Annotated in this window: 11 protein-coding genes; all 11 read right to left on the reverse strand. The window is 58.2% G+C overall.

Translation table 11 applies throughout. The annotated features are described in order from the left end of the window. The coding region (locus tag ACL7TT_RS16160) for a hypothetical protein (RefSeq protein ID WP_413396940.1) at window positions 1-3865 on the reverse strand (3865 nt) is incomplete at its 3' end. After that, window positions 3865-4257, reverse strand: a complete 393-nt coding sequence (locus tag ACL7TT_RS16165; RefSeq protein ID WP_413396942.1) for a hypothetical protein — start codon at window positions 4255-4257, stop codon at window positions 3865-3867. The genes ACL7TT_RS16160 and ACL7TT_RS16165, both read right to left, overlap by 1 nt. 2 nt (window positions 4258-4259) lie before the next feature. Further along, window positions 4260-6896 carry a phage tail length tape measure family protein gene (locus ACL7TT_RS16170; protein WP_413396944.1) on the reverse strand — a complete coding sequence of 879 codons (2637 nt, stop codon included), beginning with the start codon at window positions 6894-6896 and terminating at the stop codon, window positions 4260-4262. A 3-nt stretch (window positions 6897-6899) separates the two neighbouring features. Beyond that, on the reverse strand, window positions 6900-7166 hold the full coding sequence (locus ACL7TT_RS16175; protein ID WP_413396946.1) for a phage tail assembly protein T: 267 nt from the start codon (window positions 7164-7166) through the stop codon (window positions 6900-6902). Next, window positions 7166-7591, reverse strand: a complete 426-nt coding sequence (locus ACL7TT_RS16180; protein ID WP_413396948.1) for a hypothetical protein — start codon at window positions 7589-7591, stop codon at window positions 7166-7168. Before ACL7TT_RS16180 ends, ACL7TT_RS16175 begins: the two co-directional genes overlap by 1 nt. Window positions 7592-8048: 457 nt before the next feature. Then, the gene (locus tag ACL7TT_RS16185) at window positions 8049-8462 is read right to left on the reverse strand and encodes a phage tail tube protein (protein ID WP_413396950.1); all 414 of its coding nucleotides are present in this window, start codon (window positions 8460-8462) and stop codon (window positions 8049-8051) included. Then, window positions 8446-8709 (reverse strand): hypothetical protein, encoded by a 264-nt coding sequence (locus tag ACL7TT_RS16190; protein ID WP_413396951.1) that lies wholly within the window; start codon window positions 8707-8709, stop codon window positions 8446-8448. Before ACL7TT_RS16190 ends, ACL7TT_RS16185 begins: the two co-directional genes overlap by 17 nt. A 21-nt stretch (window positions 8710-8730) precedes the next feature. After that, window positions 8731-9126, reverse strand: coding sequence for a hypothetical protein (locus ACL7TT_RS16195; protein WP_413396952.1), 396 nt, complete (start codon window positions 9124-9126; stop codon window positions 8731-8733). A gap of 1 nt (window position 9127) precedes the next feature. Continuing rightward, a complete protein-coding gene (locus tag ACL7TT_RS16200; protein WP_413396953.1) occupies window positions 9128-9421 on the reverse strand; it encodes a head-tail joining protein in 294 nt (97 codons plus the stop codon). Between the two features lie 18 nt (window positions 9422-9439). Then, a complete protein-coding gene (locus ACL7TT_RS16205) occupies window positions 9440-9820 on the reverse strand; it encodes a capsid cement protein (RefSeq protein WP_413396954.1) in 381 nt (126 codons plus the stop codon). A 94-nt stretch (window positions 9821-9914) separates the two neighbouring features. After that, window positions 9915-11954: a ClpP-like prohead protease/major capsid protein fusion protein gene (locus tag ACL7TT_RS16210; RefSeq protein ID WP_413396956.1), complete on the reverse strand. Its 2040-nt coding sequence runs from the start codon at window positions 11952-11954 to the stop codon at window positions 9915-9917. Window positions 11955-11960: the final 6 nt, after the last annotated feature.

The following is an 11960-nucleotide window of genomic DNA, read 5'->3' on the forward strand; positions in this document are numbered from 1 at the left end:
GCATTGCCACATAGTCGTTGAGGCGGGCCGCACCGCCACCGACTTGGCTGGAGCCGCCAGAGTAGTAACTCATAGCGCCGCCGGTGCTGTTAAGTTTCACCCAATACTCGCGATACTCCGCACTGGAAAAATCCTCCATAAATGTATGGCTTCTGGTGCGAAACTGCGCACGCTCCTCAAGCGTGGCACCTACGGTGGCATTATCCTCCGGTTTATTGTCACCATAGATTTTGTCCCAGTCGGCCTGGGAGCCGGCAATCTGGTTGATTTTATTGAGCAGTGCCTGTCGTTGGGTGTACACCGCCTGCCATTTGCTATTCCAGGTGCTGCGATTGATGGTGGTGACCGTGGCGGTATTGTCCCAGCCGGTACCGCTGAGATAATCCGACAGGGCGGTAATGGCTCCGCTATAGGCGGTTTTCTCGCTGGTAATACCGTAACGGTTCGCCTGGGTTTCAATGCCGGCCTGCTCTGCGAGCAGTTGATGGTACTCGCGGATAACCTGGGGTTTTTCCCCGGGGTGCAGCTTGCCGTCTGCGGCAATTGTATTTAAGTCGGCCAGTGCCTCGGTGGCATCGGCCTGGGCATCAGCAGCGGCGGCTTCGGCGGCAGCGGCCCTGGCGTCGGCCACAGAGGCATCCAGCAGTGCTTGGGGATCGCCGCTGCCACCGAGGGTGACCACCAAACCGCCGTAGGTGCCGCCGTCACTGGAACTGGCCCACACGGAAAGCTCATTGGCACCCGCCACCAGCGTGATTGGAAAGCTGTACCATAGGGTAACCCCATCGTCGCCACGCATTACGCCGACTTCGCGGCCATTGAGGCCAACCCGGGCACCGCCCTCGGCATCATTGGCCAGCACATGCAGATAGCCGCGCCCGGCACTGGCGTTAAAGGTGTATTTGGTGCCACCGGCATAGTTTGTACTGACAGGCCAGCTCAACCCCAGGGGTCTGCGGTCCCATTTAAATTGCAGTGCGGCGCCGAGCATACCGGCTTCGCGGGCCTGCTGCGCAATGGCGTTGAGCAGGGTGTTGCGGGCATGGTACGCCGCCTGCCAGTTGATGTTCCAAAGGGTGCGGCTGATGGGGGTATCTGCACTGGTATTGTTCCAGGCGGGTGTGAGGCCACCGAGGTAACTGGTGAGCGCGGCCAGGTTGCCGGTGTAATCGGCTTTTTCCGTGGTCAGGCCGGCGCCGTCGGCCTGGTTTTCCAGCCCCGCCTGCTGAGCCAGTAATTGCGCGTACTCGCGGATAATCTGCAGCTTTTCGCTCTGATGCAGTATGCCGTCCGCGGCGATAGTATCCAGGTCCGCCAGGGCAATATTCGCATCGGCCTGGGCCTCGGCAGCGGCATCCATGGCCTGTTGCACACTGGGGTCTAGCGCCGGGTCCTCGTAGTCGTCATAAGGCGTGCGGGATTTGGGCACAAACAGCAGTCGCACGGCACTGGTGCCGAGACAGTGATCCCCCAGCCCGGCACTGCCGGGGGCGTCGGGACTGTGGCCATAGCAGGCAATGAGTTTATTGTTGCTGAGTACCGGCATTGGATTTTGAGTACCGTCTACCAGCAGCACCACACCGCCGGGGGCGCCGCCACCGCCGCTGCCACCGGGGATGGGCCTTGGCTCCACACCGCGACCGGGGCCGCCATCACCACCGGAGCTGTCGATTTTCCCGGACACACCCAACGCGATACCGCGGGCGATCACCGCCAGGCCGGCACCGCCGCTGCCACCAATACCGCCAAATCCTGCCGGCTCGTAGCTGAGGTCACCACGCAAATAGCGGAAGGAATTGCCACCGCGGGCGCCACCAGTACCACGCAGGTCATGGGGTATGCCCTGCAGATCCCCGCCCTCGTTGGTAATATTGAGTGGCGGCATCACCGCATTGCGCCCGGTGATCACAACCCCGCGGCTTTCCTCAAAAATATGACCAGGCACACGCTTGCCAACCACCCGCCCGGAGCCGCCGCGACAGGAGCCCAAAAAACCCCGCCCACTATTACTGGGCACACCACGCAGGGTGCCGTCGATCTGCAGTACCCCGCGCACCCGCAGTTCCGAATTGCCACTGACGCTCAAGGTGCGACCGGCGGGAATGGTTAAATCCCCCGGATAATAAAACACTGCTCGACTATTTGGGTTGCCGGCGAGGCTACCGTCCGCAGTTAAAAAACCACTACTGTCGATATTGAGACCGGCGGCGGTCATGGCGGTGCCTTCGGCGCTATACCAGCTGTCCGGCAGTTCCGCACCAGTGCTGTCGGGCTGATCGTCGATCCTGCCGGCGGGCTGGTAGCTGCCAAACAAGTCCACCGATACCGCACCGGAAACCTGATCCACACTGATCCGCTGGATTTCCATGGCGCGATCCAGAATACCGTCGGCCACCTCCTGTGAATGATCCCGCAGCTGCGGCAGGGTGACCCTGACGATATCCCCCACCTCCAGGTCATTGTTGCTGGGCAGCAGCCCCAAACGCAAAGTTAAAGGCGGGCCGGCAAAGCGATCACGCAGGGCGTCGAAGGTGTTTTTAATGGTGGTGTAGGTGTGGCGGGTATTGTGCAGGCCGCGGAATTTCAGGGTGTGGGGTTTGGCTTTGCCGTGGGTGGCAATGGAATCGGCATCGAGTAACTCGTTTGCACGCAGGAATTTGCCGTCAAAACCCGGTTGCTCGAACCAGCTCCACTGAATCGCAAATAGATTGCGCACGCCGGCCAGATTGTATTTCAGTTCACCGGCCCGGGTGACATCGTCCGTGGCAAGGGCAGCCACAGTGGCGGCATTGGCCAGCACCCCGGCCATACGACGCAGGCCCAGTTGTCCGGCGGCATTGACGGGCATAAAGGCACCGAGCAATAAATTAATCTCGGTCTCGATAAACTTTTTACCGTCGGATTTTTTCAAACCATCAAATCTGAGTATTTTACCCTTGCTATGATTACCGGGCTGATACCAGTCCGCGCCGATATGTTCAAACTCGTCCCGCACCACCAGCGCAGGGTCGATACCCAGGTGCCAGTTGTCGGGCAAGGTATGATTGGTACCGAGCACCAGGCCAGTGAGCAGGGCATAGGCCAGTTGCGGGCCCGGCCCTTCCAGGTAGATAAATTCCTCCACTGCAATCCCGCGCTCGTCATCGTTGTCGGTGGGGATCACATGATCGCGGGCATAGGTGCCGAACAGGCCGCGGGCACAGCCGGTAAAACGGTTGGCGGTTTTACCGCTGGCACGCACAATTTCAAAGCCGTCCTGGTATTGGATTTTCAGGTAGTAAACGGATTGACTGGGCGCGTCGCCATAGGCGGCGGTATGGGGGTTGGGTTCAAAATGGCTGGTATCGAATACCTGCAGGGTGGTCTGGGTCTTGGAAAAATCTGCAGCCAGGCGGGTGCTGTTGGGTACAAACAGTTCCCGGCGCATCTCGCGCTGGATATCCCGGCAGCGCACCCGGTACACCCCTTCGCTGTAGGCAATGGATTCCTCGGCGATCTGGGTTTGCTCCAGGCGGAAGTCGGACCAGTCCAGCCCGGCAAAACCCTGATACAGGCGCACAGTGCGGCCCTTGATGCCATTGCCCTGTTCCAGTTCGTCGCGCAGCACATAGGAGAGCTGGCCGGCGATATCCACCACCTCAAACTGGATGGTGCCGATCTCCGCTCTGCCCTGTTCCGGCAACAGGCGCTGACTGGTGGCCGAACATTTTTTTAAGGCACCGAGAATCGCATTGGCGGGCAGACCGGGAATATCCCGATGCGAGGTAATATACAGTGGCAGGTCATAGCCGATCTCCACCACCAGGCGCAGCGCACGCTGGGGGGACTGGTTTTCCAGGTCGAAGGTTTCTGAGTTGTTACGCATCAGGCCAGGATTTCCACAATGGTAAAACTAAACACAAAACGCCAGGCGGGCTGGCGCTGCTGTTTGAAGGTACGGAACTTGAGTTGCACCGTCCTGGGGGCGTCCGGCGTGGCCTCGGTGCCAAAGGGATCGAAAGTAAAAAATTCACCGGCACCACAACTGGCCGCAAACGTATCCCACACCATTAGTCCGGCAGGGCTCAGGGTGATGGGGGCCGTGCGGCACTGGTATACGCGCTCAATGCGGTACACCGTGGTTTCGGTCACCCCGGACAGAGCCTTGTGTTCCTTGCCTTCCACCTTCGGTGCGCCGCTCTCGTACTGTTTCAGGATGGCTTCCAGCTTGCCCGGGCCGGTGGGGTGCAGGCGCGTGGGGGTAAATTCAATGAACATGGCTAGTCCCTCAGTTCCTGCGCCTGCCGACTATTTTTGTCGATGATCACCAGATCCCCACTGCTAATCCCAGTTCGAAGATCCTCTATAAATCGTTCACTGCTGTCGCCGACGACATCACCCTGAATCTGGATAATTACCTGGGTGCGCGGCTGTTGCGGCGCATCATTGCTAGCAAAGGTATCCAAGCGCGCGGCGGTGGCACCGGTGGAACTGGGCAGGGTTGTGGCGCCGCCACCGCTGACACTGGCCGCAGTTCCGCCGCCGCTGAAGTTTGTGCTCTTGATCTGCGCTATCTGTGCGGCGCCGGCTGCAGCCATGGCAACTGCAGCGGGGATGCCCCAGGGATAACCACCGGAATTATTGAAGGATTCAATCACCGCACTGGGCAAGGTGGCGACAGCTTTGGCCAGGCTCAGTGTTTTCTGGATTTTGAAGAGCTTTTTACTGCCGGTGTTGGAAACCCCCAGCATCATATCCATGGCACCGGAGAATGCTTTCCAGCGGTTTTTGCTGCTGACCTGCTCCAGCTTCTCCCGCGCCTTCGTATGCTTCTGCTCCAGTTGAAATAGCGAACGCTCGTACTCATCGCGCTGGATCAGTTTGCTGGCATAGGCCTGGTCGAGTAGGGCCATCTCCTCGTCCTGCTGTACCTGCAGTTGCTCCATTTCCGTAAGCCAGGACAGCTGCAGGGTTTGCAGACGCGCAGCGATATGCTGGCGTTCAGTATCGGTGAGGCCGTCAGGGCCAGGCTGATTGGCCCCGCCACCATCGGGTCCGGCCTGCAGCGCCTGCAACGCAGCCTGATAGCGAGCTGCCTCCCGCGCGGTATATTCCTCCCGCAGTGTTTCAATGGAGTCAAAGCCCCGCCGGCGCAGCTCTTCCTCGGCGATCTGCAGGGCGGCAATTTGCTGCAGGCGCGTTTCGTGGTCCAGATCAATCTTGCCGCGCTGGTCGGCAAGGAAGCTGTCCAGTTGCGCCAGCTGCGCGGCGCCGGTCTCCTGTGCCTGTTGTAATGCGTTCTCGGCCCGCGCCCGCTCCACCGCCTCCCGCTCCAGCGCCGCCTTGAAGGCCGCCTCGGCTTCTTCCCTGAAGCGTTGTTGATCGGGTTTACCCAGATTGGCGAGCTTTTGGTTGGCGCTGTCGATGTTCTGCTTTAGCGTATCGATCTGGTCGTTCAATTCGCGTACGCGTGAATGATCATTGCCCAGTGGTGCCTGATAACCAAAGCGGGAGCCCTCCTTCAGGCCGCCGTCGCGCAAAAAGTCGCGCTGTTTTTTAAGTTGCGCAAGTTGTACGGCAAGGTCATCCCGATCAACAAGCACCTTTTGTTCCCGGTTAATACGCTGCGCTTTGGTTAATTCTTTCCAACTGCGGGTCAGTTCATCAATCCTGCCGGTGAGACTTTCCGCTTTTTGTTCAGTGGTGGGTTGGGCGGCATTCCAGGCGACCAGTGAAGCCACCGCAATGGTGATGACGCCCACAGGACCACCCAGAAACGCGAAGGCGTTTTTTAATCCGGTGGCGGCCACGGCGGCAGCGCGGGTGGTGATGGTAGTCCGCCCGATCACCTGCCCCAGGGCATTGGTCTGCACCGTGGCCTTGTAGGTGTTCGTATTTAACAACGCCATCTGCGTCGCCTGCCTGCCGATGGCACCGGCGAAGCGCCCGCCCAATAAAATGGCCAGTGCAGTCACTGCGGCCTCCGTATCCTCGGCCACACCGCGCGAGTCGTCGAGAGAGCCTGCAAGCCCCTGAATAGCGCGGGTGGCGAGACCGGTAGCACCGGTGGTCTGGTTAAATTTCTCCAGAAATTCCTGCCAGGATTGTCCCAAAGAATCCACCGCACCAGTCAGGCCGCCAGCTTCGCCGGCACCGGCACCGCCCACCTGCCGCGCCAGTTTGTCCAGAATCAGGCGTTGAGCCTCCGCAACTCGGCCCGCCTCCGTCATGGCCTTGATCTGGGCCTTTTCCGCTTCGGTAAAACTGACCCCCGAGCGGCGCAGCATGGTGAGGCCGACACTGGGCTCTTCGAGTGCCTTACCCAATTGCAGTGCCGCACTCTTGGCGTCGCCGCCCATCACCGCGGCAAGATCCTGTGACAGGGCAATGGCGCGGTCGAAAGTTTCTCCCTGCACCGTCCTGAACGTCAGCAATACCCCCTGGGCATCGCGGATACCCCTAACGCTGGCCAGGGTCGCCCGCGCTACCGAGCGCGCCTGTTCGTCCAGTTGTTGCGCAGTGCGGCCCGAGACACCGCCGGTGGCTTTAAGCAGCGCCTCAATCTTGAGCTGCTGCCGCTCCATCTCCTCGCCGGCACGGATGCTCTTGTACAGTACGGCCGTCACACCGGCCACACCGGCACCGAACAGGGCCCAGGCCCCGGCACCGCTGTGCAAAAACCCATTCAGGGCACCGACCCGACCGGACACGCCACCCAGAGGGCCATCAATAGAGGCCACACCCTGGGCCGCGCCACGCATGGAGCGGGAAAAAATATCGCCGCTAGTAGCGGTGTTTTTGATATCCCGCGCCAATGCCTTGTTGCGCGCACTGACCTGGACCATCTCGCGCTTGTATTGGGTGGAGCGGAGCTCTAGATTGGCCACCATGGTGGCCATGGATGCTTGTCTTGTCATTGCTCAGGCCATGGATTGCCAGATGGCGATTTGTTGTTGCACAGTTTTCGGCTTGTGGGGTTGCGGCAGGTAATCGGCAGGCTTACCGCCAAAACTGCCGGCGGCGATATGGGCCAGCTGCCACTGCTGGAGTTCGGACTCCAGGGGATGCTCCCGGTAATATTCATACCAGTGGTCCAGTTCCGTGACACTCATACTGCGCAACATATTGAAGTAATCGGGACGCTTGAACTCGCGCGCGAGCTGCCGGGCGAACTGGAAGCCCGGCACTACTCTTTTTTTTCGGGGGCCTCGCTGACTTCGGTTTGCGCGGGGCTACTCTCTTGGTATAAGGCATCAACCTCGAAGTAGAGCCTGGACAACTTGGCAGCGGGGATATACAGGATATCAATCTGTTCCGGTACCACCGATTTGCACAGTTCCTGGTGCAGCTCCTCCAGGGATTCCTCGCGCCCGGGACGCAGGGCATAGGCCACCAGCAACAGCCTATTACTGAGTTCCTGGCGCCGCGCGTCCCACAGTTGGCCTATCTTGGTAATTACCGTCTTCTGTAATTCCCCCTCTTCTGTCACTCCGAGATGGCCGGTGGTTTTTGCCAGATATTCACAGCGCTCATAGCCGCTCAGTTCATACAGATCAAAGGTGGTATCACCAAAACAAATCGTCTCCCGCTTTCCCGGGGGAAATAGGCTCATGGTTCAATCTCCAGGTATAAAAAAACCCGCGGAGGCGGGTTTTGTGAAAATTGGAATAGCAATAGTCTCGTGGTAATATGGCGGTAATAAGACGAATACAGCACAAGAAATACGAGGCTCTCACTACGTGAAAAAAATATTTTTTTTATCCGCTATATTGCTGGTATTAGGTGGTTGCTCTTCAGTAATGAAAGAGTCTATATCGAAGAGAGCTACCTTTGATTTAAATTGTGATGCGGAATCAATAACAATTCATGAATTAGGTAATAGGACATTTGGAGTATCTGGTTGTGATCAGCGTGCCACATATGTACTCAGAGGCCCCTGCCGTCCTGGCACCTTATGCGTGGCTGTAATGAATTCAGCCGTGGATGAAACTGATCATACTTCAACAGATCCCAAAGGTTAGGCAAAACACAGCTAGAATAGGGTTGGTCCACCCAAAGGGAATTGGAGATCATCCCCCCGGCGTCACCGCAGGCTTACCGGAAAGCTTGAATTTCACCGTACGGGTGATCTTGCTATCCTTGGGGCTTGCCTGTCCCCAGCCGGTGATATGGCCCACAAACACCACCTCAGTGCCCTCCGGATATACCACCTTGTAATAGATGTTGTTATCCAGATCGAAGTCGGCGCGCAGTGCCTGCTGGCCAGTATCGCCTGGGTTCCAGATAAAGGTGCAGGACACTTCGCCGGCATCCCTCAGGCCCACCGGATCGAAGTCCATATAACCGCTGGTGCCATCAATGGGGGTCACGTCATCAGAACCGCGCGACTCCTCACCTGGGTCAATATCCAGAAGACCGGCGACCTGGGTATAGGTAGTACCATCGGCGCTGCGGTGGAACTGGGTTTTATAGCCTTGTGCCATGGTTTTTCTCTCCGTTGTTGGGTGAATCGGTTAGCGCTGCAACAGTGGGAGCGGCGCTGTCGGGTCCGACCTTTTTATTACCTTCCCGGCCCTTTTGTGTTGTGGGCACCGCCTGGGCACGGCCGGTACCGATCAGCTGGTTGGCTTCGCCAATGACCAACTCCAGTACTTCACCCATCGGGGCCGGCTGGCCGGCGGCCACACAGGGTTTGACAATGCGCACGTGCTGTTTGGCTTTACTGGCCATAGGGATAGTCTCCATTGTGGTTTATGCGCCAGTGGAATAGCTGGCGGCGTAAATCAGCCGCACTTCGCCCAGGGGCTGCTCGGCATCCAGGGCGAACTGGGTCTGGCTGAGCAGAAAGCGCTCGGCACCGCCAAGTTCATTGTCTGCGAGTGCGGATTCAATATCGGCAGCAGCCTGGTCCAGCGCGGCATACACATCGCCGCGGCTCTTCACCACCGCAGACACAGTGATTTCCAACTGTCGCTCACTCCCGCCGTACAGCTCGTGTAGGATGGCTTCAGTGGCAAAGCCCACCACCAGTGCGGGAAGACTGCTCTCGGGAATCTCATCCGTGGTGCCGGGAGCAATCAGGGTGTAGCCTTGCAGGGTTTGCAGTGCGACATTGACTGCGTCACGGATGGCAATACGCTGGCCCATATCAGTTCTCCACAACCACGCGACGCACAGTGCCGTCGTCTTCGATCAGATGGCACACCTGGCACTCCACCCCGTTCACTGTAATCAGCGCGCCCGGCTTATGACTGCCCACCTCGCTGACCAGCAGACTGAACTCAATACGCGGCACCCGTACCCGATCATCGGCAAATTCATCAACCCCCTGATCCCGAATCACCCGGCACATGACAGGATCACTGCCGCTACCCTCGGTATAACTGGCGGGCTTGCCCCAGCGCTGAAAATTGCGTTCCGCTACTCTCTGTTCCAGATCCATAGAAGATCGTCCTTTCCGTTATCCGCCGGCGGCTTCACTGACGGTGCCCGGTACCCCGGTAAACTTCACCGCGAGACTAGTAGCACCACCACCCGCAGCTTCCGCGGCAAAGGCGGTCGCGCCGACAATATCCCCATTGGCCGCAGTCGCTGTTTTACTGTCAAAGGCCCCTGCAGCAACAACCCAGGTCAGTGTCTCGCCCTGGGCAATCCCGGCCGCGGAAACTTTCGGCACCGTAAAAACCCCCCCAATCTGCACCGCACCGGTTTCGCCACTGGCAATGTCCACCAGTGCCACACCCAGGACTGCCCCCATCACCACCACACTGCCGGCGGTAATGGCGGCACCGGTATTGGTGTAATCCAATACCTTGCCTTCTTGCACAAAATTCTTGGCCATCTTGATTACTCTCCGTTTGGGTTATTGAAAAACTGGAACTAAAAAAGGCCGCAGCAGCGGCCTGTGTGGAATCGTTGATTAATCAGTCAGGGCTTCAGGCTTTCGGGGTTTTCACCATACCTTTGGCATCCCATGCCTTGGCGGCAGCGTCCAGACGCACCTTGAACTCGACTCCGTCGATATTCCAGCCGTTCTGCTGTTCCAGCACCGGCGCCTGCTGGCCATCCAGATAGAGCACTTCAATGGTGTCGTGCTGAGTAGGATCGGCCGTGAGATACCAGGCATTGTGGTTATGCAGACGTGCATCGGAAATCACACTGGCGATATTGCGCACACTGTTGGGTACCGTGTTGGATTTATCGGTTGCCCCCACCTCGAACTCGGATTCCAGCGCCACCCGGGCCTGTCCTTCGTCGGCCACATCGCAGAGCAGGAACTTGGGCCGTAAATTAAGCACGGCATCACCATCTTTCTGTTTGGCCATCTTGACCCGCGCGGCGTCGATACTGGCGGTATGGATACCGCCGGCACTGGCGATATTGTTATGCGCACTGTGAAACAGGCCCTTGCCGTCGGCCATGGCGGGGTTGTTCAGGAAAATACCGAATACCAGATCGCCGACGGTGCGCACGGCAGCGCGGCCCATCTTCATGGGAATGCGGGTGAACACACCCAGGTCGTCGTTGATAATGGCCTGGCGGGTGATGCTGAACAACTTGCCGTAGGTGGCCAGCACCGCAGTCTCGGCACGCTCCCCCATGGTGACGTATTTAAACTCTGCACTTTCCGCCACCTTCGTCAGGGTCGGAAAAGAACCGAGATCGGTGCGGGTGGCAATCTTAAAGTCGCTGAGATTACCGGTGGCGGTAAACTGCGGGAATACCTCGGCCGCTTCTTCGTAGCCTTTCAGCATGGCCTTGTTGGCGGTGTTACCCAAAATATTGGCGAAGTCATTGGACGTGTGGGTAAAAGCTGCCGCGACAATCGCCATTCTATCCATACCAGCCAGATTCACACCGCGGGCCTGCATCAATAGGCGGGCGATTTCCATCAAGGTGTGGTCGGCCAGGCCATTGCCTTCCCTGCGGGTTTCGCCAAGGGCGCGCATACCAATGGCATTTTCTGCATCGGCCTTCATGCGTTTGATCCCTTCGCCTTCCTGCACCACCAAGCTGTAGCTCTGTACCGGGGCTGCAGTTTGCTTGCCCAGGGCCTGGAGCAGTTTGTCTTTGGCCTGGGCGACCGTGCAATCCATATCATCCAGACAGGACTGCATTACTGTGCTGTGGGCTTCAAAGCCCTTAAAAACGGCCTTGATATCGTCTTTGCGCTTTTGCTCATTGGCAACAAACTGTGCTTGTGCATCAGCGGCAATCTTGGCTTTTACTTCCGGTGTGACCCCATTGTCGGCGGTTGCACCCGGCTGTGCGGGGGTGGTCTTGGGCATGGCTTGCGCCTCCTTGGTTTTGGGTGGGTTGTCTGCAACCGCAGACGGGAATCGAACCTCACTTGAGCCCTGCGCCATTAGTGCGCGAACCGGTTCAGGTGTGTTGTTAAATTGATTGAATAGCTCAGCGCTAAAGCTGGCGGCCATCTCCGTGGCGGCAGTGGTATCGGTGGCGAACCCCGCCTCTACCGCTTCGGCGCCGGCATACCAGGTCTCGTCATCCATGATCTGGCTTACCTCTTCGTCAGACAGGCCCGAGCGTGCGGTATACAGGCCGACCATGGTTTTTTTCACTTTTACGAGAAGTCCTTTTATTTTTTCCAGCGCCCGTTCATCCCCTCGCGCAGCCGCACTAGGGTTATGCACCATAAAATAGGCATTCTCGGCGATATGGACGGTATCCCCGGCAAGCGCAATCACACTGCCCATACTGGCGGCGATCCCCTCGATCCAAGTCTCTATCTCAGCACTGTGGTCCTTGAGCAGGTTGTAAATAGCGGTGCCTTCAAAAACATCACCACCGGGGGAGTTCAGATGAAGATTAATTTTGTTGACCTTACCCAGAGATTTGAGATCTCGTGCAAAGTCTTTGGCAGTAACGCCGTAATAGCCGATATAGTCATACACATAGATATCGGCTTCGCTGTCGGCAGCAGCGGTTATGCTGTACCAGGATTTTTTAGGCATAGCGGC

This window comes from Microbulbifer jejuensis, from assembly GCF_047289955.1.
GTDB lineage: Bacteria > Pseudomonadota > Gammaproteobacteria > Pseudomonadales > Cellvibrionaceae > Microbulbifer.

What these genes read in the sequence shown, in the direction of transcription:
- ACL7TT_RS16180 (WP_413396948.1), bottom strand. Translation starts at nt 7,591, where the DNA reads ATGAGCCTATTTCCCCCGGGAAAGCGGGAGACGATTTGTTTTGGTGAT.
- ACL7TT_RS16205 (WP_413396954.1), bottom strand. Translation starts at nt 9,820, where the DNA reads ATGGCCAAGAATTTTGTGCAAGAAGGCAAGGTATTGGATTACACCAAT.
- ACL7TT_RS16185 (WP_413396950.1), bottom strand. Translation starts at nt 8,462, where the DNA reads ATGGCACAAGGCTATAAAACCCAGTTCCACCGCAGCGCCGATGGTACT.
- ACL7TT_RS16170 (WP_413396944.1), bottom strand. Translation starts at nt 6,896, where the DNA reads ATGACAAGACAAGCATCCATGGCCACCATGGTGGCCAATCTAGAGCTC.
- ACL7TT_RS16195 (WP_413396952.1), bottom strand. Translation starts at nt 9,126, where the DNA reads ATGGGCCAGCGTATTGCCATCCGTGACGCAGTCAATGTCGCACTGCAA.
- ACL7TT_RS16165 (WP_413396942.1), bottom strand. Translation starts at nt 4,257, where the DNA reads ATGTTCATTGAATTTACCCCCACGCGCCTGCACCCCACCGGCCCGGGC.
- ACL7TT_RS16190 (WP_413396951.1), bottom strand. Translation starts at nt 8,709, where the DNA reads ATGGCCAGTAAAGCCAAACAGCACGTGCGCATTGTCAAACCCTGTGTG.
- ACL7TT_RS16210 (WP_413396956.1), bottom strand. Translation starts at nt 11,954, where the DNA reads ATGCCTAAAAAATCCTGGTACAGCATAACCGCTGCTGCCGACAGCGAA.
- ACL7TT_RS16200 (WP_413396953.1), bottom strand. Translation starts at nt 9,421, where the DNA reads ATGGATCTGGAACAGAGAGTAGCGGAACGCAATTTTCAGCGCTGGGGC.